Below are 26,819 nucleotides of genomic sequence, written 5' to 3' on the forward strand. Positions count from 1 at the left end.
GGAAACCATACTGCGATGCAAAAATTAGATCTTTCTGTAGACCTTAAAAATCGTCATGCTTTAGTCGGTCCTCCCCACCTTTGGAGGATGAAACGTGATTTTCAGATTGAGTTCCTCAAAAAAATTGGTTTAAGTAGAGAGCACTATTTGCTCGATCTGGGCTGTGGCACCTTACGGGGTGGAACTCCGATAATCAGTTACCTACACGTCGGTCATTATTTTGGTGTTGACGTGCGTGCAGAGGTATTAAGTGAAGCTGATAAAGAATTGAGAGAAGAAGGTCTGTTAGATAAAAAGCCTACGCTTATTCATGCGAGTGACTTGTCGACCTTAAGTATCGAACAAAAATTTGACTTTATTTGGGCATTTTCTGTCTTGATACATATGACAGATTCTATTTTGAGTGACGCTTTGAGTTTTATTAGAAATCAACTCCGGCCTTCAGGATGTTTCTACGCCAATGTCAATATAGGAGAGTCTAATGATGCAGTCTGGCGGGAGTTTCCGCTAGTGTGGAGAACGATGGACTTTTACAAAGAGATGGGGCAGAAATACGGATTCGAAGTTCAAGATATGGGTACGATCGCTTCACTCGGATTCCCTTCCGGCCACCAAGGCCATGATTCAAAGACAATCCTTAAATTTATAAGATAAGTATTCGATGAGTATGTTGAACCACCTGCCGCGTACTGTTTATTTTTATCGAGATTTTAGAGGCTTCTCTGGAGGACATTTAAAGGTATGGGATTATTACAATCACGTTAGAGCATCGTCAGATTATGTGCCTCGCATTAGTTTTACAAAAGATTCGCGATGGGATGAAAGTAACCCATGGTTGGGTATAAGTAGTCATGAACTTGAGGAGTGCCCAGCTGGGCAATCTGATGTATTATTTTTGGCAGGCTTTGATTGGTTGAGGCTCTCAGAGAGCCAGCGCACTCACTCTGATATTCCGATTATCAATTTGATACAAGGGCTTACGCATTCTGAGCCTGCCGATACTCGATCTGAGTTTCTAAAACACAAAGCAATCCGCATTTGTGTGAGTCCGCAGATTCGCGAAGCGATTGAAGTATCGCACAAAGTGAATGGTCCTTTGTATGTGATCCCCAATGGGATTGATCGCTCTCTGATTCCTGCGCCGAGTCATCATGTTGACCGTCTGCTCGACGTCTTAATAGTTGCCGTCAAGCAGCCTCAATTTGGTGATCACCTCACTTTGTCCCTACAGCGCCTAGGACTTCAGGTAAAACTTCTGACTGAGTTTCTCCCTCGCTCTGAGTTTCTTCAGTTTCTCAATCAGGTAAAAGTCACTGTATTCTTGCCCTTATATCAAGAGGGATTTTATTTGCCAGCGCTGGAGGGGATGGCAGCAGGAACGCTTGTGGTTTGTCCCGATTGTGTCGGCAATCGCTCGTTCTGCATCAACGGACTAAACAGCTTTGTACCTGCCTACACTTTAGCCAATATTCTTTATGATGCTGAAAACGCGTTGAGAATTTCTCCGTTCAAGATTCAGGAGATGCAGATTAATGCAGCTCGGACCGTTGCAAACCATGGGTTGCTCGAGGAGCGCAGGGCTTTCTTGGAGTTACTGGATAATATTGAATTGTTGTGGTGAATTGACATGGAACAAGAGAACATCATTCTGACAGGGATTCCGCGATCGGGCACCACACTGACATGCCATTTGTTGAACAAGTTGCCTCAAGCAGTGGCTTTGCATGAGCCTATGAATGTCAACCAGTTTTCTAAACTTGAGTCTCGCGAAGTCATCTGTCAAGAAATTAGACAATTTTTTCAGGAAGCTAGAGCGTCTATTTCTTTTCGAAAGGAAGTTCTTTCAAAGAACATTTTAGGCGCCGTGCCTGATAACCCGGTCGGCGAGACACGAACCCAATCAGGATTGCGCCAAAGCATATCCCCGCTGGGTTTGATTAAAGTGAAAAAAGAATTAGATCCTGGGTTCCTTTTGGTGATTAAGCATCCTGCAGCATTCACAGCACTTCTTCGTGAGCTCGTCCTTTTTTTTCCTTGTTATGCGGTGATCCGTAATCCTCTTTCGGTTCTGGCTTCATGGAGCAGTGTGGCCATGCCTGTGGAAAACGGCCATGCGCCAGCTGCGGAAGGCCTAGATGCGGAGCTTCGGCAGGCACTTGCTTGTATTGGCGACAAAACAGCCCGTCAATTGCATCTTTTGAGCTGGTTTTATGAGCAATACCAGCGTTATATTCCGGTAAATCGTATCCTTCGATATGAAGATCTCATTAGTTCGGGTGGGGCGAACCTTCAAACTATTACGCCGATTGCTCAGGCTTTGTGCGAGCCATTGGCAAGCAGGAATAGCAATCCACTCTATGACCAAAGGACTCTTCAAAGTATTGGCAAGAGGCTTCTTGCTACAGAAGGCGCTTATTGGCAGTTTTACACGAGGGAGAGTGTTGAGCTCTTATGCCGATGAGTGTTGTCTTAAACGTTGAGTTTGAATGCAGCGGGAGATGTATTGAATTGGAATAGTCAGATTTTGATCAGATATTCTGACATACACTTCATTTTTTCTTTGTATATTTCGTGCAGTACAGGTGCAAGACTTGGTCGAAGAGGTATCCGATCGCCTTCGAAGAGTTTTATTAAGAGGTTCTCGCGATCGCTAGAGGTGAAGATGGGGGATGCACCAATGTGCGTCAGACAACGGTTTGCCATTTCTACCGGATTTGCTGCGATCATTTCAAGGCTTATTACAAGAAGTTGTTCTTTTGGATAGATACTGAGCCAGTTGCGGATACAAGCCCCATAGTCACCACGTGCTAGCGAACCTTGAGAGTAGAAGTGATCGATAAACCAAGCATCTGATGCTTCTTCATGGGTCATTTCTGCACGCATTAAAGCCATTCGAGCAGCAGACCATGCTCGATCGATTGGGTTTCGAGTCAAATATATGAGACGCAAGTTCGGCCAGCGACTATGTATGCGGTGAATGGTCGCTGTCGGGAGGATGCCGTACGCTGGTGTGATCTCTCCGTTGCAAAGCTTGTTATCAGAAAACAGATCCGCGTACCAGTCAACGGATCTGTCGTTCGGATGATTCCAGTAATGAATCTCCTTGCCGGCAGGAAAGCAAATCTTTGGATGAGCGCTAAGCGTCTGGAACAGCCAAGTCGTGCCGCATTTTTGAGCGCCAATACCCAGGAAATTCAGCAAAGTTAACTCGCCCGTTGCAAATTAGTAATCGGAATCGCCATGCGTGTCGGTCGATGAAGTAGTTCAATCAGCACCATGGCACGTGCCTCTCCATCATCCATCTGATAGACGGCTTCAATCCCCGCAAACGCACCGTCACGAATGGTGACAATGTCGCCTGCTTGAAAGGGCGATTGAGGCTGACTGCTCAGGTTAGTTTCATTATCTTTGAGCTGAGTGATCAGGTGATGGTGAACCTTTGCCGGCTCGCTACCAAATGTCACAAGCTTACTCACGCCAAGTGTTGATCGAATGGGTGACCAGCTTTTGCTGTTGAGATCCGTATTGAGTGAGATAAACAAGTATCTGTGAAACAGCGGCTCGGTGACGAGCTCAAGTGCAGTGTGACCGACTTTCTTTTTTGCGATCGTGGGTAAAAAGCACTCGTACCCCTGACGCTCTAGATTTAAAAGCGCGCGAGATTCTTGGCGGGGTTTTGTGTGGATGACATACCAGTTCATAGTACTAGTCTACATCTTTCGCAGTATGTTTGAGACGGACAATAAAAAAGCGTCTATAAAGGCGCTTGATGTATTTGGTGCATACTTTACGTGCTTGGCGGAGCGGACGGGACTCGAACCCGCGACCCCCGGCGTGACAGGCCGGTATTCTAACCAACTGAACTACCGCTCCGCAGCGGTAAAAACTAAAACTGCTTGATGCCAAAAAACTGGCGTCCCCTAGGGGATTCGAACCCCTGTACTCACCGTGAAAGGGTGATGTCCTAGGCCTCTAGACGAAGGGGACAGGACTAAAAACAACTCCTCGCTTAGACTGGTGGAGGTAAGCGGGATCGAACCGCTGACCTCTTGCATGCCATGCAAGCGCTCTCCCAGCTGAGCTATACCCCCAAGAATTTCAGTACAGACCGCAAAAGAACCGAACTGAGAGAACTTTGGAGGTGCTGACTTCGATAATGGCACCCAACATTACTGTTGGATGTGTCGACAGCGAAGAAACGGGATTATGCACAAATTTTGGGTTTCGCGCAAGTCGGCGTCACTTCAGAGATCATCATGCATGTGCGGTTAAGTCAAAATGTAACGTCTATTTAAGGATGTAAAAACGTTAGCATTCCTGTATCGTACCAATAATAATTATGGGTATGATCAACGTCATTCCTATTCGTCTTAACGACGCAAATGCTTTACGTACGGTTCGTGAGCTAGCAACAGACAGCGCCAATGTTTATATGTTGTCGCATGCCAAAACGCGTATGCGCCAAAGAAGCATTACCTTTAAACAGGTCCTATGCTGCTTGAGATTTGGTCATATTTGTGAGAGTGCGCATTTAGATATTAGGGGGGATGTTAGGGTCACAATGCGGCACTTAAACGCAGGTGATGAAGTGCATGTTGCCGTTGCTTTAAAAAAGGCATTCAAGGAAAAATGATTGCTGTAATTACGGTCTTCTGAAGGATGAAGGTTTACATGTATCACTACACTGAAAGCGGATTACAAAATGTTTGGCTGACGAATGGCTATGACATTTGTGAGATCGACGGAGAAAAGGCCGTGTCGATTAGCGATGTCGATGACTTGCATGAGGTTATCGGCCGCTCAATCGCTGCGAAGTCCAGCTTAAGTGCGACTGAAGCTAGATTTCTAAGAAAAGAGCTCGGACTTTCGCAAAAGCGGTTAGCAGATCTCTTGGGTAGCACTGAACAAACGGTGTCGCTATGGGAGCGTCGTGGTCGCATGCCTAAGGGTTACGATCGTCTAATTAGATTGCTGTATCTTGAAAAGCTTGATGGAAACGTTAAAATTCAGGAAATGATTAACCGATTGATAGAACTTGACTCTCGACAAGGTGGAAAGCTCATTTTGTCCGATACGCGCTCGGGTTGGCGCTTGGCAGCGTAGGCATCAAAATATCAAGTAATGGTTTGTTAATCAGTCTCCAATCTCCCCCCGAAATGGCGAGCTCAGACTCCCCAAATAGTGATCCACCCCAGCGCGCTCCCGTTCTAGAAACTTTTCTACGGCATCCGCAAAACCGGGGTGCGCGAGCCAGTGGACGGATTGGGTCTGCACGGGCTCAAAGCCGCGGGCGAGTTTGTGTTCGCCTTGAGCGCCGCCCTCGATCACGGCGATATTATTCGCGAGCGCCCATTCAAGTGGCGTGTAGTATGCCAGTTCAAAGTGCAAGCAATCGACGTGTTCAAGTGCGCCCCAGTAGCGGCCGTACAGCTTGCGTTGACCGTTGACGGTATCGAGCCACAGCAACGAAGCGGCGATTGGCTGATCGCGACGGGTGGCGATTGCCATGACGCAATGCTCAGACAGTGTTTGCCCGACCGACAGAAAAAACTCCGGCGTGAGATAGGGCGTATTTCTACGTACATGATAGGTGTTGGCATAGCAGCGATAAAAGAACGCCCAGTCCTCTGCGGTGATTTGCGCACCTGAACGAACGCAAGTTGTCACGCCGGCTTCGCGGACTTTACGGCGTTCGGCACGGATTTTTTTACGCTTGGGCTGTGTCAGGCTCGCTAGGAAGGTATCGAAATCAGGCCAGTCGCGGTTGTACCAATGAAACTGTGTGTGGGTCCGACGCATACAGCCGGCGTTAAGGAGCGCCTCGGTGTCCTCGGGCGTGCTGTAAAGCACATGGAGAGAGGAGAGGCCGCTCTTTTTAGCCCACTGCAACAAGGCGGCTGCAGCTAACGCACGGTAGGCTTCCGTTGTCAGGAGCCTTGAACCAGGCACGGGTGTAAAGGGAATGGCTGAGAGCCATTTGGGGTAGTACTCCAAACCGTTACGCTGGTAGGCTTCAGCCCAAGCCCAGTCGAATACAAACTCGCCGTAGGAGTGGCTCTTGGCATAGAGTGGAATCGCAGCCACCAGTTGCTCGTCTTCCCACAATAAAAAATGCCTGGGTTGCCAACCGGTGTCGGGGGCGACGCTCCCTGAGGTTTCAAAGGCCTGAAGAAAGGCGTGTTGGCTTAGTACAGAGCCCCCGCTCGCTGCGACAAGTGCATCCCATTGCTTAGGCTCGACGTCGGCGATGTGTTCGATCGCTTGGAGACGGAGCGCGCTCATACGCTGCGGTCGAGGTGGCCTTTACCCCTCCACCACGCTGCAAAAAGGATCAGTACGCAGAGCCCGAGGATCAGTCCATTACCTATGCGCACGTAAGGCGTGAGTCCTTGCTGCCCTTGGATAGTGGTGTCGAGCACGCCCACGCGGTTGGGAGGCAGTTGTGCGATGCCGTGGCCGCGATGGTCGATCGCACCGGTCGCGCCGGTATTGGTCGTGCGCAACATGGGGCGGGATGTTTCGATGGCGCGTAGGCGTGACATCTGCCAGTGTTGCCTCAACGCCCACGAGTCGCCAAACCATGCGAGGTTGCTGAAGTTTGCCAAAATAGTCGCACCATCCTGTGCGCCGACAGTCCCGCGCACGGCGGGCAGTAGCTCTTCGCCAAAGACGTCCTCATAACAAATATTGGGCGCAATCCGTTGACCAGCGATGGCAAATGGTTTTTGTTTAGACGTCCCGCGCGTAAAGTCACCGAGCGGAATCGACATTAAGTTGACGAACCATCGAAAGCCAAAGGGAACAAACTCACCAAAAGGCACCAGATGACTTTTGTCGTAGCGTTGCACCATGGTGGCTTCGACCAGTTGTTGCGCTGTTGTGGCAGCATCGATGCCAATGACGCTATTGGTGTAAGCACCGGTCTTGGTGTCATACAGCGCAGAACCGATCAGGATCGTGCTTTGTTGAGCTTTCGCCACATCGATCCAGGCCTGCCAAGCTGCGGGTGCGATTTGATGTTGAAACACGGCCATCACCGTTTCGGGCAATAGTACAACCTGAGGTTGTGGACTACCGGCTGGCGCGGGGGTAGCGGCTAGGCGCTGATGTTGCTGAATGATTTTATAAAGATGGTCAGGTGAGAATTTCACGCCTTGATCGACATTGCCTTGAATGAGTCGTACCACGAGCGGTGAACCGGCAGGGGTCGACCATTGGATATGTCCGAGGGCCAGGCCGATGAACGCAAACGCGAGCGCGAGTAAGCCTACTACACCGTGCAGGGCTGTTGTGGCGCGCGTGGCTGTATCGCGATGGGTTTGAACTTGGGTTCTTGGTCGGAGTCCAACCAGCGCAGCAATCGCCGCTGCGCTAAAGGCTGTCACAAAAGTCACGCCATACAAGCCTAAAATACTCGACCAACCGGCGAACCAGCTATCGACGTGTGCGTAACCGATGTTGAGCCAAGGAAAGCCTGTAAAAAGTGTGGCACGCAGCCATTCGGAAATGGTCCACGCGCTTGCCCAAGCGAAGCTTGACCACAGTGTTGCGGAGAGTGAGGATTGCGAAACGGCTTTTATTTGATGGACGAGCCATGCGGCCAGACTGGCAAATAAAGCCAAATAGGCACTTAGCGCGACCAGGGCCACAATCGCGAGTGGCATGGGCATATACCCATACACATACATACTGATGGTCAACCAGTACAAACCGACAACAAAATGACCCAAAGCGAACAACCAGGCTCTGCGAGCGGCGAACAGGCCGTTGGGCGCGCGCCATATGCATGTGACGAGCCATGCCATCGTGCAAAGTTGTAAGGGACTCAGCGCCCATTGTGGTAGCGGATCAGGCGCAAAGCTCAGTGCTTGGAGTGCGCCGCCTGCGAGCAATCCGAGTGCGAGTCGTCCTTTGAGCCAGAGCGTATTCACGCTAGAGGTGTGACTCGCATTGGTTCGGCCTTGCGGCGGGCTTTGGCACGAAGCCAAAGTGCGCGTCGCGCATCAGCGCGCATGACCTCGATACGCAGGTCGCCATGTTGACAAGCATCACCGCGTTTGGGGATATGGCCGAGCTCATGCGCAAGCCAGCCACCCACAGTGTCGTACTCACCCGCTGGCAAGTCAGCATCCAGGGTTTTGTTAAAGGCTTCGATTTCGGTCGTGGCCAAGAGACGCCAAGCGTGCACGCCATCAGGGAAAATCGTTTTTGCACCATCTACGTCGTACTCGTCCTCAATTGCTCCGACGATTTGCTCAAGTACGTCTTCGAGTGTGACGAGACCGGTGATGCCACCATGTTCATCGATGACGATTGCAATGTGGTTGCGATTACGACGGAATTCTTGCAACAAGACGTTCAGGCGTTTGGATTCGGGGATAAAAACAGCAGGTCTTACGAGGTCGCGCAGTGTCAACTCGGTATTGAGCAGATGACGTAAGAGGTCCTTGGTCATTACCACGCCAATGATGTTGTCCCGAGCGCCCTCGAACACTGGAAAACGTGAGTGCGCAGTCTCGATGATCTCTGGCATGAGGGTCGCGATTGGTTGCGACACGTCCAGTAAATCCATGCGTACGCGCGGCACCATGATGTCGACTGCGGTTTGTTCAGAAACGGCTAAAGCGCCTTTGAGCATGGAGTAGGCGTCGGCGTCAATGAGCTCGCGTTCGCGGGCGGCATCGAGTACGGCTACGATGCCTTCGCGGTCTTCGGGCTCACGGCGAACTAGCGAGAGAATGCGATCAAGCAGGCGGGGGCGGTTTGGCTTGGCCGACGTAGTAGATACGTCGGCAGCAGGATAGGGATCTGACATCGTCCAAGGACAGAGTTTAGGAAAGATAAGGATAACCTGAAAGTCGCGTCATTTCTCTTGGATCAAGTAAGGGTTATCGATCCCCATCGACGCGAGAATAAGTGTTTCTAAGGATTCCATGTGTTGAGCTTCTCTCGGCTTGACGTGATCGAAGCCCAGCGCATGCAAGGTACCGTGAATCATTAAATGCGCGGCATGACAAAGAAAATCTTTACCCTGCTCTTTGGCCTCGCGTTTGAGAACAGGAACACAAATAACAATATCACCTGCGGCGGTGCCATCAGGCTGCACGCCATACTCAAAGGTCAACACGTTGGTGGCGTAGTCTTTGTGACGGTAGCTGGCATTGAGTTGTTGCGCTTCTTTTGTTCCGACCAGACGAAGGCCAACTTGCATACGGTTAAAAGAAATTTTGCCATCTTTTTGGGCTGCGAGCATCGCGCGCTCAACCCAGCGTCGTATTTTCCAGCGCGGCAGCGTTGGCGCCTCGACCGCGTAATGGATGGTGAGCGACAGCTCAGCTGGCGTTTTGTTCAGCTTGTTCATATGCGTCGACGATACGGGCCACCAAAGGATGCCGCACGACATCGCGACTGGTGAATTTGGTCACGGCGATGCCTTTGACGTCCTCGAGCACTTTCACCGCATGTGCAAGGCCGCTTTTATGGCCTTTGGGTAAATCAACCTGCGAGGGGTCGCCAGTAATGACGGCTTTGCTACCAAACCCGATGCGCGTCAAAAACATTTTCATCTGTTCGGGAGTCGTATTTTGCGCTTCGTCCAAAATCACGAAGGCATGGCTCAGAGTACGACCTCGCATATAAGCCAATGGTGCTATTTCGATAGATTGCTTTTCAAATAAACGTTGCACGCGCTCAAAACCCATCAAGTCGTAGAGCGCATCGTAAAGTGGACGTAGATAGGGATCGACTTTCTGAGCAAGATCACCAGGGAGAAAACCTAGACGTTCGCCCGCCTCGACGGCTGGACGTGTCAGTACGATGCGCTGAACGGTATCGCGCTCCATCGCATCGATCGCACACGCCACAGCCAGCCAGGTTTTACCTGTGCCGGCGGGACCCACGCCAAAGGTGATATCGTGCTTGAGGATGTTGTTGAGATAGTCCCGTTGTCTAGGGGTGCGAGGACGCAAATCACTACGACGTGTGCGCAAGGCGATGGTGCCGCTCTCGTCATCGAGCGGTGGAAATTCGCTTGGATCGAAAGCTGACATGGTGGGGTTGATGGAGCGACCCACGCCAATCTCGACTAAGCCAAGCTGAATGTCATCGACAGACAAGGCTCGTTGCGCAGCACGGTCATGAAACGCGAACAGCATTTTGCTCGCGGCCTCGGCATGCGCGCCACGAATCGTGAGTTTGTTACCTTGCCGGGTCAGCTCGAGGTCGAGACCGTCGGCGATTTGACGCAAATTGATATCCAGGGGACCGCACAGGTTGGCTAGTTGTTGGTTGCTGCCCTCAAGCGTCATTTTGACGGGTAGGGGACGCGCACGCGAGGAAGTCTTGACGTGGGGGCGACTCATTGCGTGACCTCGTCTTGAATCGCGACGCGACCTCTGAATGTGTTGGTCATCGCATCGGTGATCACAACATCGATCATCTGGCCAATCAATCGAGGATGCCCGGGAAAATTGACGATACGGTTGTTTTCGGTACGACCACAGAGCTCGTTGGGATCGCGCGTAGAAGTCCCCTCAACGAGGATACGTTGGGTCGAGCCGACCATGCTGCGGGCAATCGCATGCGCTTGCTCATTGATGCGTGCTTGCAGGCGTTGCAGGCGCTGTAGCTTGACTGTCTGTGGGGTATCGTCGGTGAGGTCGGCGGCAGGTGTGCCTGGGCGACGTGAGTACACAAACGAAAAGGAGGTGTCGAAACCGACTTCCTCAATCAGTTTCATGGTCTTTTCGAAGTCCTCTTCGGTTTCGCTAGGAAAGCCAACGATGAAATCTGAGGACAGTGTCAGTCCGGGACGCGCGGCACGCAATTTACGCACAACGGATTTGAATTCGATCGCGGTGTAGCCGCGTTTCATGGCGGCCAGGACGCGATCGCTGCCTGCTTGAACCGGCAAATGAAGAAAAGACACGAGTTTCGGTAAGCGCGCATAGACCTCGGTCATGCGTGTCGTCATTTCTTTTGGGTGTGAGGTGGTGTAGCGAATGCGTTCGATACCTGGGATTTCATGTACATATTCGAGGAGTGTGGCAAAGTCAGCAATCTCGGCATTGGCGTCTGCGCTCATGCGGCCGCGATACGCGTTGACGTTTTGTCCAAGCAGAGTGACTTCTTTGACGCCTTGATCAGCCAAGTCGGCGACTTCGGTCAACACATCTTCAAACGGACGTGATATTTCTTCGCCCCGCGTATAGGGCACGACACAGAAACTGCAATATTTACTGCAGCCTTCCATGATCGAGACGAAGGCAGTCGCGCCCTCGACACGCGCGGGAGGCATCGCATCGAATTTTTCGATCTCAGGAAAACTGATATCGACTTGTGAGCGACCTTCGGAGCGTCGGCGAGCGATGAGCTCAGGGAGACGGTGTAGAGTCTGCGGACCAAATACGACATCGACATATGGCGCACGATCGACGATGGCCGAGCCCTCTTGGCTGGCGACGCAACCACCTACACCGATCACGAGATCGGGATTGAGTGCTTTGAGGTGTTTGATACGACCCAGATCGGAAAAAACTTTTTCCTGCGCTTTTTCTCGCACGGAACAGGTGTTGAACAAAATGATGTCAGCGTCTTCGGGATTTTGTGTGACGACAACGCCACGTTCTTGTCCCAGAACATCAAGCATTTTGTCGGAGTCATACTCGTTCATCTGGCAGCCAAAGGTGCGGATGAATACTCTTTTGGGATTGTCTGTTTTTTGCATGATGGTGCCGGAGCGGGTGTTGATCCCGTGGGCGTCGGGGTTGTTTATTCCTGATAAGTCTCTTCGATCTCGTCTTTCTTCTTGACGGGTTTAATCATATCCTCGCGCTTGATACCGAGCCACATCGCAATCGATGCGCCGACAAACACGGAAGAGTAGATACCGAACCAAATACCGATGGTCAGTGCTAACGCAAAATAATGCAATGTTGGACCACCGAAAATCAGCATGGTCAGCACCATCATTTGAGTTGAACCATGGGTAATGATGGTACGAGAAATCGTATCTGTGATGGCGCTGTTAATGACTTCAACGACGGAGGCATCACGATGTTTGCGGAAGTTTTCACGGATACGATCCATGATCACGACCGATTCGTTGACCGAGTAGCCAAGGACTGCCAAGACGCCGGCCAGGACAGCGAGTGAAAACTCCCAGCCAAAAAACGCGAAGAAACCGAGAATGATCACCACGTCATGCAAGTTGGCCAGCACGCCTGCAATGGCGAATTTCCATTCAAAGCGAATGGCGAGATAGAGCGTAATGCCTATGACGACAAACAGTAAGGCGAGCAAGCCGTTTTCAACAAGCTCACGACCGACTTGCGGGCCGACAAACTCGACACGACGAAGTTCGACGTTTGCATCTTTTAGTTTCAGGGCAGTCATCACGGCTTCGCTTTGAACGCTAGAGCTTTGTCCTGCGGCCAGGGGCAAACGAATCATCACATCACGTGAAGTGCCGAAGTTTTGGACTTGAAAGTCTGTGTAGCCTAGACCTGAGATTGAGCTTCGGATCTGGTCAACGGGTGCAGCCTGTGTAAAGCTCACCTCCATGACCGTGCCACCAGTGAATTCGATGGACAAGTGAAAGCCGCGTGTAATGATGAAAAATACGGCCGCGACAAAGAAAAGCACACTGATGATGTTAAGCACCAGCGAATGCCGCATAAAAGGGATGGTGCGTTTGATTCGAAAGAGTTCCATGATCAGTCCTTGGCCTTCCAGACAGTGCCGATTGAAATCGACTGGAGTTTTTTCTTGTGTCCGTACCAGAGGTTGGCAAGCGCACGGACGCCTACGACCGCCGAGAACATGGAAGTGAGAATACCCAAGCAGTGAACGACTGCAAAGCCTCGTACCGGACCCGAACCAAACACCAACAGGGCAACGCCGACGATCAGTGTGGTTAAGTTGGAGTCAATAATCGTGCCCCAGGCGCGGTCAAAACCGAGATTGATCGCGTTTTGCGGCGACTCTCCGTTGCGTAATTCCTCTCGTATTCGCTCATTGATCAGCACGTTGGAGTCAATCGCCATGCCAAGGGTCAGCGCAATCGCGGCAATGCCCGGCAAGGTCAGGGTGGCCTGCAGCATGGAGAGCAATGCAAGCAGCAGTACGACGTTGAGGGCTAGACCCACGGTAGAGAAGGCGCCAAACAGGTGGTAGTAAATCACCATGAAAATTGCGATGCCAATAAATCCATAGAGCGTGGAGTTAAAGCCCTTTTCGATATTTTCAGCACCGAGACTTGGTCCAATGGTGCGTTCTTCGATGATTTCCATCGGGGCAGCCAATGAGCCCGCGCGCAAGAGCAAGGCGGTGTCCGCAGCTTCTTCGGCCGTCATGCTGCCTGAGATTTGTACTTGGCCACCCGGAATTTCAGCGCGAATCACAGGTGCAGTGACAACCTCGCCACGGCCTTTTTCAAACAATAAGATCGCCATGCGTTTGTTAACGTTGTCGCGCGTCACGTCACGGAAAATTCGGGCGCCTTTTGAGTCCAAGGTCAGATGGACGGCAGGTTGTTGATTTTGGCTATCACGACCCGCTTGTGCATCTTGAAGATTTTCACCTGTCAAGACGACCTGACGGCGCACAAGGATGGGGCGACCATCGCGATCGAGGTAGCGTTCCAGACCAAAAGGTACAGTCCCGGCAGCTAACGCGCTATTGGCAGCGGGCGAGTCGTCAACCATGCGAATTTCGAGTGTAGCGGTGCGCCCCAAGATATCTTTTGCTTTAGCCACATCCTGCACACCAGGCAGCTGAACGACGATGCGGTCGGCACCCTGCTGTTGGATGATGGGTTCGGCGACACCGAGTTCGTTAATCCGATTGTGCAGCGTAGTGATGTTTTGCTTGAGTGCGCTCGACTGCACGGTCGTGATGGCAGCTTGGCTGAGGCGACCGACAATTTGAAGCCGCACGCCTTCGGTGCGCTCGAGTATCTGGAGATCGGGGTTGCGTGTGCGTATTGCCGACACAGCACGGTCGCGAGCTGCTGCGTTATTAAAAGACAAGACCACTGACATACCTTCGCGTTCAACTCCGGTGGTCTCGATGCGTTGGTCACGCAAGGCTCCACGTAAATCAGTCACTAAGGCATCGTAGCGGGAGGTCAAGGCACCCTGCATATCGACTTGCAAGAGAAAGTGCACGCCACCACGCAGATCCAGACCCAGATACATTGGATTGGCACCAATTGCGCTCAGCCAAGCAGGCGAGGCGGGCAATAGGTTGAGTGCGACGGTATATGAGGGTTCGGCTGGATTTGGATTGAGTGCTTTCTCAATAAGGTCTCGTGCTTTGAGTTGAATGTCAGTGCTGGGGAAGCGCACGCGCACGGTACCCACAGTGCCGTTGAGTTCGAAGGATGCACCAGTATTGGGGATATCAGCTTGCTTGAGGATGGTTTGCACACGATCCAGCGTAGCGGTATCAATTTTGAGCGTTGCCTTGGCGCTCGAGACCTGCACAGCAGGAGACTCGCCATAAAGGTTTGGCAGGGTATAGAGCAGGCCGATCACAACCGCGATCAGCACCGTCAGGTATTTCCAAAGAGGATAGCGGTTCATTGCCGACGGGAATTTAAAAGGGATTGCGCCCCGCGCAACGCGCAGCGGGGCGATACTCGCGCTGTTTTACAGATCTTTGATCGTGCCTTTTGGCAGCAAGGCGGAAACAGATGCTTTTTGCATCATGATTTCAATCGGCTTGTCTGCCAGTTCAGCGACTTCGATGGTGACATAGTTGTCGCTGACTTTGGTGACTTTGCCAAGCAAACCACCAGCGCTGATGACTTCGTCACCCTTGGCCAAGGCGGCCAACAGTGCTTTGTGTTCTTTTTGACGCTTCATCTGGGGACGAATCATCAGGAAATAAAGCACAACGAACATCAGGAGAATGGGGGCCATTCCCATGAGTGAGCTAGCTGTATCAGCAGCCTGTGCCAGCACGAGGCCGGATATTGCTTGAGCAGACATTAAGGTCTCCTTTAGAAAAAGTAAGGTGATGGCTATTGTACCGACTTGGAGGCACGATCACTCGCAAACTGTGTCCTCCAAGCATTAAATGTACCGTTTGCGATGGCTTCTCGCATTTCCGCCATGATGGTGAGGTAGAAATGCAGGTTGTGCAGCGTGTTGAGTCTTGCGCCTGAAATTTCGTTGGCTCTTTGCAAATGATGTAAATAAGACAGGGAAAAATGCTGACAGGTATGGCAGCCGCAGCTCGGATCAAGGGGGCGAGTGTCACCGCGGTATTTTGCGTTTCGGATCTTAATGTCGCCAAAACGGGTAAATAACCAGCCATTTCGGGCGTTGCGCGTGGGCATCACGCAGTCAAACATGTCAATCCCCTGGGCGACACCTTCGACTAAATCCTCGGGCGTGCCGACCCCCATCAGGTAGCGTGGGGATTGTTCGGGCAGACGAGGCGCGACATGATTGAGGATGCGCAACATGTCTTCTTTGGGTTCGCCAACGGACAGGCCGCCGATCGCATAACCATGAAAACCGATGTCTTTGAGCCCTTCGAGGGATTCGTCTCGCAGCGCTTCGAACATGCCGCCCTGAACAATACCAAACAAGGCATTCGGGTTTGCAAGGGTATCGAAAGACTCGCGAGAGCGCCGCGCCCAACGCAAGGACATGCGCATCGAGCTTGCGGCCTCTTCGGTTGTCGCGGGTCGATCATTCATCATATAAGGCGTGCATTCATCGAACACCATGACAATGTCAGAGTTCAGTTCGGTCTGAATCCGCATCGACTCTTCGGGTGTTAGGAAAAGCTTTGCACCATCAATGGGGGACGCAAATTTCACGCCTTCTTCGGAAATTTTGCGCATCCCTTGAAGACTAAAGACCTGAAAGCCACCGGAGTCTGTGAGCAAGGGTTTTGACCATTGCATAAAGCCATGCAGGCCGTCGTGCTTATTAATCACCTCGGTGCCGGGTCGCAGCCAGAGGTGAAACGTGTTGCCGAGTACGATTTGAGCACCGACCTCCAGCAGTTCGTGGGGCAGCATGGCTTTGACGGTGCCATAGGTGCCGACCGGCATAAAGATAGGCGTTTCCACCACGCCGTGATTGAGGGTCATGCGACCACGGCGGGCCTGGCCGTCGGTAGCCAGGAGCTCAAAGTTCAAGCCTGATTTTTTGTCGTGTGCAGCCGTCGAGTCAACAGGGGCGTCAGTGTGCGGTTGCGTCAATTGGAGGTCGTCCGTTCTAAAAACATGGCGTCACCATAGCTGAAAAAGCGATAGCGTTCCTTGATAGCATACTGGTAGGCGCGTTTCATCGGTTCGAGGCCGATGAAGGCTGAAACCAGCATTAAAAGTGTCGATTGTGGGAGATGAAAGTTAGTGATCATCGCATCGATGATTTTGTATTCAAACCCAGGTTGAATAAAGAGTCGAGTGTCTCCTGACTGGGATTGAGTCAGTGCGGGATCGAGCTTGGCGGCAGACTCAAGCGCTCTGACGCTAGTTGTACCGACCGCAATTACACGTCCGCCGAGTGCTCTTGCGCGTGAGATGGCTTGAATCGTCGAGTCCGGCACGGTATACCACTCGGCATGCATCACATGCTTGGCAAGATCGCCATCCCGAATGGGCTGAAACGTGCCAGCGCCCACATGGAGGGTGACAAAGGTCCGTTGAACGCCAAGTTGTTCAAGTTGTTCGAACATGGCTTGGTCAAAGTGGAGTCCCGCTGTGGGTGCCGCAACGGCGCCAGGCGCTCGCGCATACACAGTTTGATAGCGCAGCAGGTCTTGCGCATCCGGTTGATGGTGAATGTAGGGCGGTAAAGGGACTGTGCCGTGCTGTTCAAGGATATCTAAAACAGGCGCGTCGAATTTCAGGAGAAACAGGTCGTCAGCACGCCCCAAGACGGTCACATCCACTGCGTTGGCGAGACGCAGCGCAGAACCTGGACTGGGTGATTTGCTCGCTTTGATATGGGCAAGCGCCTCGTTGATCGCGGTGATGCGTTCAATTAAGACTTCAACCTTTCCACCCGTCTCTTTTTGACCAAAAAGACGCGCCTGTATCACGCGTGTATCGTTAAAAACGAGCAAATCGTTGGGCTTGAGCAATTGTGTCAAGCACGCAAATTGACTGTCGTGCAAGCCCCCTGCGGCGTCGACATGGAGCAGGCGGCTGGATGCGCGCGTCTCGGCTGGGGTCTGCGCGATGAGTTCGACCGGGAGTACATAGTCAAAATCAGACAGTGAAAGAGAGGTGGGCACGCGTGCAACCTTTGAGCAGACTGGAGAGGTTTGAAAGACAGTTCGATAGACAAACCGTTTATTTTAAGCCTGTCCGCATCCTTTTTTTGTATGCTGTCGGCTTAAACCCATAAATAGGTGATGGCATGAATGGTGTGAATGAGCGGGCTTGGCACAAACTTATTGGACAGTGCTTGATCGCTGCGAATTTGTTGCTGGGTATTGGACTTGTGTTTTCCCCGAGCGTTGCTCAAGCCCAAGCCCAAGCAAAAGCTCCTGTGGCGTCTCAAGCTGCTGCGACGATTTCTATGCCCCCCGAGCTTGCCCGCGCTTGGGCCCAGACCAAATTGCCTGAATCGGCCTTGTCCATGGTTGTTCAAGAGGTGGGCGGGCCGCGTTTGATGGCAGTCGCGCCTGAAACCCCGCGCAATCCAGCTTCGGTCATGAAGCTCGTGACTACCTATGCCGCGCTCTCTCGCTTGGGTCCCAATTATGTCTGGCATACCAATTTCATGTTGGATGCCCAATCGCGTGTCAACGAAAAAGGCGTGTTAAGTGGCCCACTGTATTTGCGAGCGGGTGGCGATCCCGTTTTGATGTTGCCTGATGTCTGGCGGTTGATGCGTGATTTGCGTTTGCGCGGGATCAAGGAGATCTCCGATATTGTGATTGATCGTTCAATCTTTGGTGATGTGACGATTGATCCTTCCACGTTTGACGGTTCGGCAGATCGACCCTACAACGCGAGCCCAGACGCGTTTATGGTGGGTTTTGGTGCGATGCGTCTCGTTTTCTCACCCGACCCAGCGACTAAAACCTGGAAACATTTCGTGGATCCTCCTATCCCAGGCGTCGAGCTCGATGCCAATGTGGCTTGGGTGGAGGGGCAGTGTCCAGGGTCGCCCTCTGTCACCACGGACACCACGGTGAGTGGGGATAAGGTGCGCATTCGTGTCTCCGGACGTGGCGCAGGTTCCTGCGGGGAGTTTGATGTGTTCCGCCTGGCCTTGTCGCAGCAGGAGTTCGGCGCGCGTATTTTGCGTGAAATTTGGCGCGAGGTCGGCGGCACGATGACGGGGCAAGTGCGTTCGGGAACGATTCCAAGCAGTGCCGTAGCGGTCGCTTCGCATCAGTCGCCGCCTTTATCCGAAGTGATTCGCTTGATCAATAAACGCAGTAACAACGTCATGACGCGCGTGTTGCTACTGACACTTGGGGCTGAGGCTGGACGACAACCTGCGACCGTAGCGGGTAGTGTGCAGGTCGCCCAAGAGGTACTCGCCCGGCAGGGCTTGCCGATGACGGGTATGGTGCTGGATAACGGCTCAGGACTTTCAAGAAATGGTGTGGTCTCGGCAGATAGCCTAACGCAGATGCTCAACCGTGCGTGGATCTCACCGGTCATGCCCGAGTTTGTGTCTTCTCTTGCGATCTTGGGCGTGGATGGGACGACGCGCTATCGTTTGCGTGATCCGGCGACAAAGTCGCTTGCGCATTTAAAAACGGGCGCGTTACGTGATGTCCGGTCGGTCGCAGGCTATGTCTGGTCGACCAGCGGCAAGCGTTATGTCGTGGTCAGTATGGTGAATCATGAGCGAGCGCACGAAGCTCGTTCTTTTGAAAATGCATTGATTGCTTGGCTCACCACCAAGTAATCGGGAGAGATCACCATGAAGTTGAAATATCTCTGGTCGACCTTGGTCTTGTTCGGGGTGATGAATGTGGCAGTCGCCGATGTGTGCCAAGCGAAATTTTTCCATAATGGCGGCGAAATAGAAATCGTCGGTTCGGGCCTCATTCAAGTTGCTGCCAAACTCAATTTTAGTCAGGTACAAAAGTCATCGGCCAAGCAGTGCCAAGCGCTCATCAAGGGAAATGTGAATTACGCTTTATTAGGGATGTTGTCTGGCGAAACCGATGTGGATCACGTGATGCGTGTAGAGGGCGTTAAAACTAGTTTGGCTAAGCCGGGCGAGGTTAAAAAAGCAGGGGATCCTGATATTGACGTACAGATGCTGAGTCTGTTTGGTTATGGCGCGCCGATCAGTGCAGTTGGTCAACGGTTTGCACCGCAATCATTTCGTCTGGCAATCGGTGATCCGCGCAAAGGTCCCACGACACCTCTGACGGTACGGATGGGCGAAAAGACGGTGGGCGAGCAGCAGCGTATTGAAACTGCAGCAGGTCAGCAATCCTGCTGGCCGGTGCGCTATTCACGGGGTACCGATCCAACGCTCGTGCAGCTTCGAGGCGCAATGATTCCCTTGCCGCCCATTCAATCGCAAGTGACGGACTGGTTTTGCCCAAGTTTGAATCTCGTCATGAAACAGGAGATCATGCAGTCTGGGCAGCGCTCCGTGATCGAAGTCAAATCGATTCGCTAATGGCGATGACGGCAAGCATCGCTGGCAGGCGAGTGGCGCTCTTGTCGGGCGGAATGTTTCTATTGTTTTGTCTCGCTTTGCTCTCGCTTCGTGCGGGGGCCGTGGATGTGTCATGGTCTGACTTTTTTGCGTTCATCGCGGGGCGTGAAGCGGGTGATCCGTTATTGCAGACGGTGTTGTTTGAGTTACGTCTACCACGCGTATTGTTCGCCATCATTGTGGGAGGAGCGCTTGGATTGAGCGGTGCCGTGATGCAGGCGCTGTTTCGCAATCCTCTCGCAGAGCCAACGCTGATCGGTATTTCGGCAGGTGCTTCGTTAGGCGCTGTGACTGCACTGCTTTTTGGCTTTGGGAGTGTGCTCGCGACGGGCCTTGCAGGCTTTACGGGGGCGACGCTTGCGACTGTCGCGGCTTATGTGGTCGGGCGCAGGACTCCCGGGGTTGCGGGTTTGTTGCTCGCGGGGATCGCGATCAATGCGTTTGCGTTGAGTTTGGTGAGTTTACTCATCACCTTTGCGTCGGATACGCAATTTCGTAGTTTTGCGTTCTGGTCTCTAGGAAGCTTGACGCGTGCAAGTTGGTCGAGTTTGGTTTGGTTATTACCTTGGTCCGTGTTGCTGTCGCTTTGGCTCGTGCTGCGCTGGCGTGTGTTGAATGCGCTGTTGCTTGGCGAACGAGAGGCGCAGCACCTTGGCTTTGATTTAAAACGTGTGCGTCTCGAACTCATTGTCACCATTTGTCTCTTGGTTGGACCGTTGATTGCTGTCACGGGCGGCATTGCGTTCATCGGGCTTGTGATGCCTCACGTCGTACGTTTGTGGCTAGGTGCCGATCATCGCTTGTTATTGCCGATGTCATGGATCAGTGGCGCTGCTGCCTTACTGCTTGCCGATGGGTTGGCACGCATCGTCGTGATGCCCGCTGAAATACCGGTGGGTATCATCACGAGCCTTGTGGGGGGACCATTTTTTCTGTGGCTCTTACTGGGTCGTCGCAGTCATGCGCGGTGAAAATCTAGAGCATTAAAGACCCAGAGAGCCCCAAATCGCATCGACACGCGCCTTGGTCGCGGCATCCATGGCAATCGGTTTGCCCCATTCTCGCTGCGTTTCGCCTGGCCATTTATTGGTCGCGTCCATCCCCATTTTTCCACCCAGTCCTGAAACAGGAGAGGCAAAGTCCAGATAGTCGATGGGCGTGTTTTCAACCAGCAAAGTATCTCTGACGGGATCCATCCGCGTCGTCATCGCCCAAACGACTTCTTTCCAGTCGCGCGGATTGATGTCTTGATCGACCACCACGATGAATTTGGTATACATGAATTGCCTGAGCAAACTCCATAACCCAAACATAACGCGCTTGGCGTGTCCCGGATATTGTTTGCGAATCGACACGACGGCGAGTCGATAGCTGCAACCCTCGGGCGGCAGATAAAAATCGACGATCTCGGGAAGTTGGCGACGCAAGATAGGAACAAAGACTTCGTTCAACGCGACGCCAAGGACGGCAGGCTCATCAGGTGGCTTGCCGGTATAGGTGGAGTGATAAATCGGATTGCGTCGCATGGTGATGCGATCGACGGTAAAGACAGGAAACCAGTCTTGTTCGTTGTAATAACCGGTGTGATCCCCGTAAGGCCCTTCCAGGGCTAATTCGTAGCCGGAAGAAGGGGGTGGATTGACGCCCTCGGGCACGACGGGTTTGATCGCGCGTGGATCACTACTCGGGAGTAGATGGCCTTCTAGGATGATCTCCGCGGTAGCGGGAACGGAGAGGCCGCTACCGATCGCGGAGGTGACTTCTGTACGCCCGCCTCTGAGCAAGCCTGCAAACTGATATTCGGACAGGGAGTCTGGGACGGGAGTGACTGCTCCAAGTGTAGTGGCGGGATCCGCCCCAAGTGCGACGGCAATTGGGAATGGGGTGCCAGGATGTGCAAGCGCATGGTCTCGAAAGTCCAGGGCGCCGCCACGGTGTGAGAGCCAACGCATAATGAGCTTATTGCGACCGACAACTTGTTGTCGATAGATACCGAGATTTTGACGCTTGGCGTTCGGTCCGCGTGTGATAACGAGTCCCCAAGTCAGTAGGGGAGCCACATCGCCTGGCCAGCACGTTTGAATCGGGAGTTTGGCCAAGTCGACATCGTTGCCTTCCCAGACGATTTCCTGACAGGGCGCTCCGCGAACGTTTTTTGGGCTCATATCCCAGAGGGCGGCCTTGAGCATAGATACTTTGGCAAGTGCGTCTTTAAAGCCTTTGGGAGCCTCGGGCTCGCGCAGGCTCGCTAACAACTCTCCAATGTCACGCAGCGCCGTGGTGTCTGCCGCCCCCATGCCTTGTGCGACCCGCGTGGGTGTGCCAAACAAGTTGGTGAGAACCGGCATGTCACTTTTTTTACCATCGTGCATGGTGTGTTGAAAAATCAGAGCTGGGCCTTCTGCTTTAAGGACGCGATCTGAGATTTCGGTCATTTCAAGAAAGCTTGATACGGGCGTGTCAATGCGCTTGAGGTCGTTATTTTTCTCAAGTTGTGAGATGAAGTCTCTCAGGTCTTTGTATTTCAAGGTGTGCTTCCTGGTTTGCTTCTTGGTTAACCGAGATAGGTTTTGATCCGATGCATGGCTTCTTGCAGTCGTTCAAGGCTAGTGGTGTAGGCAAAACGCATGGTGTTCGCAGCATGGGCTGGACCGAAATCAAGTCCGGGAACAGCGGCGACGCGCGCACTGTGCAAAAGGGCTTGTGAAAAAACGCTGCTGTCTTGCGAATGCGCTGAAATATCAGCATAGACGTAAAACGCGCCATCGGGTTTGACAGGCACGCTGATATTGAGTGATTCGAGCGCAGGCACAATAAAGTCCCGTCTGGTGCGAAACGCTTCGCGGCGTTCTTCGTATAAAACGAGTGTTTCAGGCTCAAAACATGCGAGCGCACCGTGTTGCGCGAGAGTGGGCGCACAAATGGCCAGACTGGCCGCCATTTTTTCAATGGGTGCGACAAGGTGAGGTGGTACGATCATCCAACCAAGACGCCAACCCGTCATGTTGAAATATTTGGAAAAGCTATTGAGGATGATCACGTCGTCATCCAAGCTCAACGCAGACTGACGTAGGCCATCGTAAGACAGGCTGAGATAGATTTCATCCATCATGACAAAACCTTGACGCGTGCGCACTTCTTTAAAAATACGGGCGAGTTCGTCTCTTTCGATCGACGTGCCTGTCGGATTGCTCGGTGAAGCAATCAGGACCCCGCGGGTCTTTGGACCCCAATGGTGCGCAATATCCCGGGCAGAGAGTTGAAAGCGCGATGCAGCCGTGGTGGGAATGAGTTTGGTTGTGCCACCCGCAGAGCCAACAAAATTTCGGTTGGGCGGATAGCAAGGGTCGGGCATGAGGACTTCGTCGCCTGGATTGACAAGCGCCATGGCTGCAAGCAAAAGTGCGCCACTTGCTCCGGAGGTGACGATCACTCGGCTCGGATCGACGGATGCACCGAGTTGAGTGGCGTAGAATCTAGCGATCGCTTCACGCAACTCGGGTAGACCGGCTGGAGGACAATAGCCACTTTTGCCGCTGCGTGCGGCTTGTGTCATGGCTGTCACAACGGCCGGCGCTGCGGTAAAGTCTGGTTCTCCAACACCAAGGCTGATCACGTCGATACCGGAACGTGTGAGCGCTGAGGCTTCTTTTAGAAGTTCGACCGCGTGAAATGTGACTGTATCGTGGGTGCGTGCTGCAAGTGCCGTCATCGTGCCATTCTCCCTCTAGGAGCAGAATTGTAGTGGTTACTCAACCTTCTCGAAGGGCTTTTCTTACTGGACGCAGAACGTCTGCGACGCCTTGGGGGCAATTTTGTGCCAGGCTTTCGCGTACGTGCGTGGGTTCGGTGAGCTGGGATCAGGAGGATCAGAGCACTCAGGCATGGCTTAAGCCTGCTCGGCCGGGTGATGTGATGCATGCGCAGGCCTTATGCCGTGAGCTTGGAGTCCAGTTCATCCTGATGAACTCTGAGGCCTATCCGGACCCAGGGCGTCCGATCTTGTGGATCGATTCTCGTGCAGAATGGGCTCAGTTGGAGCTTGTCGATGCCGCTGTCGGGTTATGGCGAGCAGATGCCGGCGTGACACTTTGGTCCTTGCACCAGCAAGGTGTGGGTATTTTCTCTGATACTTTCGATGCCACGCATGCGCATCAAACTTTGGCGCAGTGGTTTGCCAGTCCCTTTGAGGGTCGTCTCATGCACAGTGGGATTGTGCAGGCCGAGGTGTTGCTTGCGGATGGCACGCTTGAAATGCTCGGACCCTTTGGCGCCTCGGGAAGCAGACCCCTTAAAAGCTTGTCTTTACAAAAGAAAATTCCTAGCCTTTTTGATCTGGCGCAATCTCCCCAAGCCGCGTTATGTGCAAAATATGAAAATTGGCCTTTGCGTTATCGTCTGGATGGCTTGATGCCGCAATCTGGCGATTCGCTGAATTTGGCTTGGTTGTTTCAAGGTCATGGTGGTAGTCTTGCATGGTTACAGGCCTTATGGTTGCAAATACCTACGCCTGCTTCGATGGCGAACGAAACCTTGCCCTCTTTACAAAACGCGGTCGATCCTGCCACGGTCAGGCAGTCCGCACTTGAACTTGATCAATCTATCAAACAGACCCTGGATCCAACGGGGCTATTCGGTCGGACTCTTCCCGCAAAAGGGCTAGAATCCAACCCACTCACTTGACCTGATAAAGGGCCATTACAGATATGGAAAAGACTTTTCGCCAAGCCGCTCTTGATTACCATGAGCAGGGTCGTCCCGGCAAAATCTCGATTGCGCCGACCAAGATGCTCTCCAATCAGCGGGATCTTGCCTTGGCGTATACGCCAGGCGTGGCGGCAGCATGCGAAGAGATTGTGACGGACCCTGCCAATGCGTTTCGTTACACCGCGCGAGGCAACTTGGTCGGTGTGATTACAAACGGCACGGCGGTGCTGGGTCTGGGCAATATCGGTGCGCTGGCCTCCAAGCCTGTGATGGAAGGCAAGGCGGTATTGTTTAAAAAGTTTGCCGGTATTGATGTGTTCGATATTGAAATTAATGAACAGGATCCCGACAAGCTTGTCGAGATCATCGCGAGTCTGGAACCGACGTTTGGGGGCATCAATCTCGAGGACATCAAGGCGCCTGAGTGCTTTACGGTCGAGCGTAAGTTACGTGAGCGCATGCGCATCCCGGTTTTTCATGATGATCAGCATGGCACGGCGATTTGCGTGTCGGCGGCGTTTATCAACGGCTTGAAAGTTGTCGGCAAGGAGATCGACAAGGTCAAAGTTGTGGTGTCGGGGGCGGGTGCTGCGGCCCTCGCGTGCCTGGATTTGATGGTCGATCTCGGGCTGCCACTTAAACATATTTGGGTCTCCGATATCGAAGGTGTGGTTTACGAAGGACGCACGGTTCTGATGGACCCTGATAAGGCGCGGTTTGCCCAAAAAACTGACGCGCGCAAATTGGCTGACATTATTGCTGAGGCAGATGTGTTTCTTGGTTTGTCCGCGGGTGGTGTGCTCAAGCCGGAGATGGTCAAGGTGATGGCCAAGCGCCCGCTGATTTTGGCGCTGGCTAATCCCAATCCAGAAATCCTCCCTGCCGAGGCGCATGCGGTGCGTGATGACATTGTGATGGCCACCGGACGTTCCGATTATCCAAATCAAGTCAACAACGTTTTGTGTTTTCCCTACATTTTCCGTGGTGCCTTGGATGTGGGCGCCACCACGATTACGCGTGAAATGGAAAAGGCTGCGGTGATTGCGATCTGCGATCTGGCCCAAGAAGAGCAAAGCGAAGTGGTCGCGGCCGCTTATGGCGATTATGACGTTTCGTTCGGCCCTAAATCTTTTATTCCCAAGCCTTTCGATCCACGCTTGATTGTGCGCATCGCACCTGCGGTCGCCAAGGCGGCGATGGAGTGTGGTGTGGCAAAACGACCGATCGCCGATCTCGATACCTACGTCGAACAACTCGAGCAGTTCGTATACCGCTCTGGCGCGTTCATGCGCCCGTTGTTCTCCACGGCGAAAGCGCTCGTGCGCTCCGGCGCCAAGGCGCGGATTGTTTTCACTGAAGGCGAAGATGAGCGTGTGCTGCGCGCTGTGCAGGTGATCGTTGACGAAAAACTCGCCAAGCCTATTTTGGTGGGCCGCCCTTCGGTGCTGGCTGACCGCATTACAAAATTTGGTTTGCGTTTACGCCTTGGCGAGGATGTCGAAGTCACCAACCCAGAGTTTGATGAGCGCTTCCATCAATATTGGACTGCGTACTGGGAAAAAATGTGTCGTCACGGTGTGACTAAAGAAATGGCCCGTATCGAAATGCGTCGTCGTTTGACGTTGATCGGTGCGACCATGTTGCGCATGGGTGACGCGGACGGCATGATTTGCGGAACGGTCAGTGGCTATGCAGATCATTTGCGTTATGTCGATCAGATGATCGGTAAGCGTCCCGGAGCGGCAACGTATGCGGCGATGAATATCTTGCTGCTGCCTGAACAGACGCTGGCTTTGGTCGACACACATGTCAACGATGATCCTACCGCCGAACAAATTGCAGAGTTCACGATTGCGGCGGCTGATCAGATGCGTCGTCTTAATGTGATCCCCAAAGTTGCCTTGTTGTCGCGTTCTAATTTTGGTTCTGGTAGCTCCGAGTCTGGCAGTAAGATGCAAAAGGCGCTCGAATTAATTCGTGCGCAGCAGCCTGACCTTGAAATTGATGGCGAGATGCACGGTGATTGTGCGTTGAACGAAGCTTTGCGTTTGAAAATACTACCCTCGTCTACACTCAAAGGTGCGGCTAACTTGCTGGTTTGTCCAAATGTAGACTCCGGTAATATTGCCTACAATCTTCTCAAAACCGCAGCAGGTGGTAATGTCGCTGTTGGGCCGTTTTTGTTGGGTGCGAATGCGCCTGTGCACATTCTGACAACGAGCGCGACAGTGCGCCGTATCGTGAATATGACTGCGCTCACGGTGGTGGAGGCCAATGATCCACGTTATGAGGACCTACAAAAGAAATTGCTGTAAATTTCTTCTTGCGCCGCATCATTTTGTTGTAAAGAATTGTTTTATTGTCGTGACTGTTTGTGATATTTCCAGTATAAAAACTTTACGATCATAGAAATAGATTCATTCAGTTATTTTGCTGTGATGGAGTCATCCAATA

General features: G+C 52.5%; 25 protein-coding genes and 3 tRNA genes. 10 read left to right on the forward strand and 18 right to left on the reverse strand.

Going from position 1 to position 26,819, the window contains the following annotated elements:
• Nucleotides 1-15 precede the first annotated feature (15 nt).
• Genes AC8GE9_RS15625 through AC8GE9_RS15635 form a run of 3 tightly spaced genes read left to right on the forward strand, consistent with a single transcriptional unit; the run spans nucleotide 16 to nucleotide 2,461 of the window.
• Complete coding sequence (locus tag AC8GE9_RS15625) at nucleotides 16-654, forward strand: methyltransferase (RefSeq protein WP_506678097.1); 639 nt, start codon at nucleotides 16-18, stop codon at nucleotides 652-654.
• A 13-nt stretch (nucleotides 655-667) separates the two neighbouring features.
• Nucleotides 668-1,621 (forward strand): glycosyltransferase, encoded by a 954-nt coding sequence (locus AC8GE9_RS15630; protein ID WP_506678098.1) that lies wholly within the window; start codon nucleotides 668-670, stop codon nucleotides 1,619-1,621.
• A gap of 6 nt (nucleotides 1,622-1,627) precedes the next feature.
• Nucleotides 1,628-2,461 carry a hypothetical protein gene (locus AC8GE9_RS15635; RefSeq protein WP_506678099.1) on the forward strand — a complete coding sequence of 278 codons (834 nt, stop codon included), beginning with the start codon at nucleotides 1,628-1,630 and terminating at the stop codon, nucleotides 2,459-2,461.
• A 56-nt stretch (nucleotides 2,462-2,517) separates the two neighbouring features.
• Here AC8GE9_RS15635 and AC8GE9_RS15640 read toward each other — a convergent pair whose 3' ends face one another.
• The 5 genes from AC8GE9_RS15640 to AC8GE9_RS15660 all read right to left on the reverse strand — a co-directional run bounded on the left by AC8GE9_RS15640 (nucleotide 2,518) and on the right by AC8GE9_RS15660 (nucleotide 4,091).
• A complete protein-coding gene (locus tag AC8GE9_RS15640) occupies nucleotides 2,518-3,201 on the reverse strand; it encodes a sulfotransferase family protein (RefSeq protein ID WP_506678100.1) in 684 nt (227 codons plus the stop codon).
• Between the two features lie 2 nt (nucleotides 3,202-3,203).
• On the reverse strand, nucleotides 3,204-3,701 hold the full coding sequence (gene rfaH / locus AC8GE9_RS15645) for a transcription/translation regulatory transformer protein RfaH (protein WP_506678101.1): 498 nt from the start codon (nucleotides 3,699-3,701) through the stop codon (nucleotides 3,204-3,206).
• Nucleotides 3,702-3,796: 95 nt separating this feature from the next.
• Nucleotides 3,797-3,873: transfer RNA gene (locus AC8GE9_RS15650), tRNA-Asp, on the reverse strand.
• Nucleotides 3,874-3,911: 38 nt separating this feature from the next.
• A tRNA-Glu gene (locus tag AC8GE9_RS15655) sits at nucleotides 3,912-3,987 on the reverse strand.
• Nucleotides 3,988-4,015: 28 nt separating this feature from the next.
• Nucleotides 4,016-4,091: transfer RNA gene (locus tag AC8GE9_RS15660), tRNA-Ala, on the reverse strand.
• A gap of 254 nt (nucleotides 4,092-4,345) precedes the next feature.
• Between AC8GE9_RS15660 and AC8GE9_RS15665 the strand changes: the two genes are divergently transcribed.
• The gene (locus AC8GE9_RS15665; protein ID WP_506678102.1) at nucleotides 4,346-4,633 is read left to right on the forward strand and encodes a DUF4258 domain-containing protein; all 288 of its coding nucleotides are present in this window, start codon (nucleotides 4,346-4,348) and stop codon (nucleotides 4,631-4,633) included.
• Between the two features lie 38 nt (nucleotides 4,634-4,671).
• The gene (locus AC8GE9_RS15670) at nucleotides 4,672-5,103 is read left to right on the forward strand and encodes a helix-turn-helix domain-containing protein (protein ID WP_506678103.1); all 432 of its coding nucleotides are present in this window, start codon (nucleotides 4,672-4,674) and stop codon (nucleotides 5,101-5,103) included.
• Nucleotides 5,104-5,133: 30 nt separating this feature from the next.
• Here AC8GE9_RS15670 and AC8GE9_RS15675 read toward each other — a convergent pair whose 3' ends face one another.
• The 11 genes from AC8GE9_RS15675 to queA form a co-directional block, all read right to left on the reverse strand.
• Nucleotides 5,134-6,282, reverse strand: a complete 1,149-nt coding sequence (locus AC8GE9_RS15675) for a GNAT family N-acetyltransferase (protein WP_506678104.1) — start codon at nucleotides 6,280-6,282, stop codon at nucleotides 5,134-5,136.
• Nucleotides 6,279-7,931 carry an apolipoprotein N-acyltransferase gene (lnt, locus tag AC8GE9_RS15680; RefSeq protein ID WP_506678105.1) on the reverse strand — a complete coding sequence of 551 codons (1,653 nt, stop codon included), beginning with the start codon at nucleotides 7,929-7,931 and terminating at the stop codon, nucleotides 6,279-6,281. Before lnt ends, AC8GE9_RS15675 begins: the two co-directional genes overlap by 4 nt.
• Complete coding sequence (locus AC8GE9_RS15685; protein WP_506678106.1) at nucleotides 7,928-8,815, reverse strand: CorC family transporter; 888 nt, start codon at nucleotides 8,813-8,815, stop codon at nucleotides 7,928-7,930. Before AC8GE9_RS15685 ends, lnt begins: the two co-directional genes overlap by 4 nt.
• A gap of 48 nt (nucleotides 8,816-8,863) precedes the next feature.
• Nucleotides 8,864-9,361, reverse strand: coding sequence for an rRNA maturation RNase YbeY (ybeY, locus tag AC8GE9_RS15690; protein ID WP_506678107.1), 498 nt, complete (start codon nucleotides 9,359-9,361; stop codon nucleotides 8,864-8,866).
• Nucleotides 9,333-10,361 carry a PhoH family protein gene (locus AC8GE9_RS15695; RefSeq protein WP_506678108.1) on the reverse strand — a complete coding sequence of 343 codons (1,029 nt, stop codon included), beginning with the start codon at nucleotides 10,359-10,361 and terminating at the stop codon, nucleotides 9,333-9,335. Before AC8GE9_RS15695 ends, ybeY begins: the two co-directional genes overlap by 29 nt.
• Nucleotides 10,358-11,725 carry a tRNA (N6-isopentenyl adenosine(37)-C2)-methylthiotransferase MiaB gene (gene miaB / locus AC8GE9_RS15700; protein ID WP_506678109.1) on the reverse strand — a complete coding sequence of 456 codons (1,368 nt, stop codon included), beginning with the start codon at nucleotides 11,723-11,725 and terminating at the stop codon, nucleotides 10,358-10,360. Before miaB ends, AC8GE9_RS15695 begins: the two co-directional genes overlap by 4 nt.
• A gap of 44 nt (nucleotides 11,726-11,769) precedes the next feature.
• Nucleotides 11,770-12,711 (reverse strand): protein translocase subunit SecF, encoded by a 942-nt coding sequence (gene secF, locus AC8GE9_RS15705; RefSeq protein ID WP_506678110.1) that lies wholly within the window; start codon nucleotides 12,709-12,711, stop codon nucleotides 11,770-11,772.
• 2 nt (nucleotides 12,712-12,713) lie between these two features.
• A complete protein-coding gene (secD, locus tag AC8GE9_RS15710; protein ID WP_506678111.1) occupies nucleotides 12,714-14,582 on the reverse strand; it encodes a protein translocase subunit SecD in 1,869 nt (622 codons plus the stop codon).
• Nucleotides 14,583-14,648: 66 nt separating this feature from the next.
• Entirely contained in the window at nucleotides 14,649-14,990 is a 342-nt protein-coding gene (gene yajC, locus AC8GE9_RS15715) for a preprotein translocase subunit YajC (protein WP_506678112.1), read from the reverse strand.
• Between the two features lie 32 nt (nucleotides 14,991-15,022).
• A complete protein-coding gene (tgt, locus tag AC8GE9_RS15720) occupies nucleotides 15,023-16,216 on the reverse strand; it encodes a tRNA guanosine(34) transglycosylase Tgt (protein ID WP_506678113.1) in 1,194 nt (397 codons plus the stop codon).
• Nucleotides 16,213-17,256, reverse strand: a complete 1,044-nt coding sequence (gene queA / locus AC8GE9_RS15725; protein ID WP_506678114.1) for a tRNA preQ1(34) S-adenosylmethionine ribosyltransferase-isomerase QueA — start codon at nucleotides 17,254-17,256, stop codon at nucleotides 16,213-16,215. The genes tgt and queA overlap by 4 nt, the downstream gene beginning before the upstream one ends.
• 125 nt (nucleotides 17,257-17,381) lie before the next feature.
• On the opposite strand from queA, the gene dacB reads away from it, so the two are divergent.
• From dacB to AC8GE9_RS15740, 3 genes are read left to right on the forward strand one after another with little or no spacing between them, the layout of a single operon-like run.
• Nucleotides 17,382-18,890 (forward strand): D-alanyl-D-alanine carboxypeptidase/D-alanyl-D-alanine endopeptidase, encoded by a 1,509-nt coding sequence (gene dacB / locus AC8GE9_RS15730; protein ID WP_506678115.1) that lies wholly within the window; start codon nucleotides 17,382-17,384, stop codon nucleotides 18,888-18,890.
• A gap of 15 nt (nucleotides 18,891-18,905) precedes the next feature.
• Nucleotides 18,906-19,619, forward strand: a complete 714-nt coding sequence (locus AC8GE9_RS15735) for a hypothetical protein (RefSeq protein ID WP_506678116.1) — start codon at nucleotides 18,906-18,908, stop codon at nucleotides 19,617-19,619.
• A gap of 53 nt (nucleotides 19,620-19,672) precedes the next feature.
• On the forward strand, nucleotides 19,673-20,629 hold the full coding sequence (locus AC8GE9_RS15740; protein WP_506678270.1) for a FecCD family ABC transporter permease: 957 nt from the start codon (nucleotides 19,673-19,675) through the stop codon (nucleotides 20,627-20,629).
• Between the two features lie 12 nt (nucleotides 20,630-20,641).
• On the opposite strand, the gene ubiD is transcribed toward AC8GE9_RS15740, so the two are convergent.
• Both ubiD and AC8GE9_RS15750 read right to left on the reverse strand, forming a co-directional pair.
• The gene (gene ubiD, locus AC8GE9_RS15745; protein WP_506678117.1) at nucleotides 20,642-22,186 is read right to left on the reverse strand and encodes a 4-hydroxy-3-polyprenylbenzoate decarboxylase; all 1,545 of its coding nucleotides are present in this window, start codon (nucleotides 22,184-22,186) and stop codon (nucleotides 20,642-20,644) included.
• 26 nt (nucleotides 22,187-22,212) lie between these two features.
• Entirely contained in the window at nucleotides 22,213-23,370 is a 1,158-nt protein-coding gene (locus AC8GE9_RS15750; protein WP_506678118.1) for a pyridoxal phosphate-dependent aminotransferase, read from the reverse strand.
• Between the two features lie 32 nt (nucleotides 23,371-23,402).
• Here AC8GE9_RS15750 and AC8GE9_RS15755 point away from each other — a divergent pair, with 32 nt between their 5' ends.
• Nucleotides 23,403-24,341 carry an FAD-binding protein gene (locus AC8GE9_RS15755; RefSeq protein ID WP_506678119.1) on the forward strand — a complete coding sequence of 313 codons (939 nt, stop codon included), beginning with the start codon at nucleotides 23,403-23,405 and terminating at the stop codon, nucleotides 24,339-24,341.
• Nucleotides 24,342-24,364: 23 nt separating this feature from the next.
• Complete coding sequence (locus AC8GE9_RS15760) at nucleotides 24,365-26,680, forward strand: NADP-dependent malic enzyme (RefSeq protein WP_506678120.1); 2,316 nt, start codon at nucleotides 24,365-24,367, stop codon at nucleotides 26,678-26,680.
• The last annotated feature ends 139 nt before the right edge of the window (nucleotides 26,681-26,819 follow it).

Source organism: Zwartia lucis, assembly GCF_965234455.1.
GTDB classification, from domain to species: domain Bacteria; phylum Pseudomonadota; class Gammaproteobacteria; order Burkholderiales; family Burkholderiaceae_B; genus Zwartia; species Zwartia lucis.

Bases quoted from the DNA above. Each gene is read 5' to 3' on its own strand.
- ybeY (WP_506678107.1), bottom strand. From the start codon at position 9,361: ATGAACAAGCTGAACAAAACGCCAGCTGAGCTGTCGCTCACCATCCAT.
- miaB (WP_506678109.1), bottom strand. From the start codon at position 11,725: ATGCAAAAAACAGACAATCCCAAAAGAGTATTCATCCGCACCTTTGGC.
- rfaH (WP_506678101.1), bottom strand. From the start codon at position 3,701: ATGAACTGGTATGTCATCCACACAAAACCCCGCCAAGAATCTCGCGCG.
- AC8GE9_RS15735 (WP_506678116.1), top strand. From the start codon at position 18,906: ATGAAGTTGAAATATCTCTGGTCGACCTTGGTCTTGTTCGGGGTGATG.
- AC8GE9_RS15630 (WP_506678098.1), top strand. From the start codon at position 668: ATGTTGAACCACCTGCCGCGTACTGTTTATTTTTATCGAGATTTTAGA.
- AC8GE9_RS15750 (WP_506678118.1), bottom strand. From the start codon at position 23,370: ATGACGGCACTTGCAGCACGCACCCACGATACAGTCACATTTCACGCG.
- AC8GE9_RS15740 (WP_506678270.1), top strand. From the start codon at position 19,673: ATGTTTCTATTGTTTTGTCTCGCTTTGCTCTCGCTTCGTGCGGGGGCC.
- AC8GE9_RS15685 (WP_506678106.1), bottom strand. From the start codon at position 8,815: ATGTCAGATCCCTATCCTGCTGCCGACGTATCTACTACGTCGGCCAAG.
- AC8GE9_RS15695 (WP_506678108.1), bottom strand. From the start codon at position 10,361: ATGAGTCGCCCCCACGTCAAGACTTCCTCGCGTGCGCGTCCCCTACCC.
- secD (WP_506678111.1), bottom strand. From the start codon at position 14,582: ATGAACCGCTATCCTCTTTGGAAATACCTGACGGTGCTGATCGCGGTT.
- AC8GE9_RS15625 (WP_506678097.1), top strand. From the start codon at position 16: ATGCAAAAATTAGATCTTTCTGTAGACCTTAAAAATCGTCATGCTTTA.
- AC8GE9_RS15670 (WP_506678103.1), top strand. From the start codon at position 4,672: ATGTATCACTACACTGAAAGCGGATTACAAAATGTTTGGCTGACGAAT.
- AC8GE9_RS15675 (WP_506678104.1), bottom strand. From the start codon at position 6,282: ATGAGCGCGCTCCGTCTCCAAGCGATCGAACACATCGCCGACGTCGAG.
- secF (WP_506678110.1), bottom strand. From the start codon at position 12,711: ATGGAACTCTTTCGAATCAAACGCACCATCCCTTTTATGCGGCATTCG.
- AC8GE9_RS15760 (WP_506678120.1), top strand. From the start codon at position 24,365: ATGGAAAAGACTTTTCGCCAAGCCGCTCTTGATTACCATGAGCAGGGT.
- AC8GE9_RS15665 (WP_506678102.1), top strand. From the start codon at position 4,346: ATGATCAACGTCATTCCTATTCGTCTTAACGACGCAAATGCTTTACGT.
- dacB (WP_506678115.1), top strand. From the start codon at position 17,382: ATGAATGGTGTGAATGAGCGGGCTTGGCACAAACTTATTGGACAGTGC.
- yajC (WP_506678112.1), bottom strand. From the start codon at position 14,990: ATGTCTGCTCAAGCAATATCCGGCCTCGTGCTGGCACAGGCTGCTGAT.
- AC8GE9_RS15635 (WP_506678099.1), top strand. From the start codon at position 1,628: ATGGAACAAGAGAACATCATTCTGACAGGGATTCCGCGATCGGGCACC.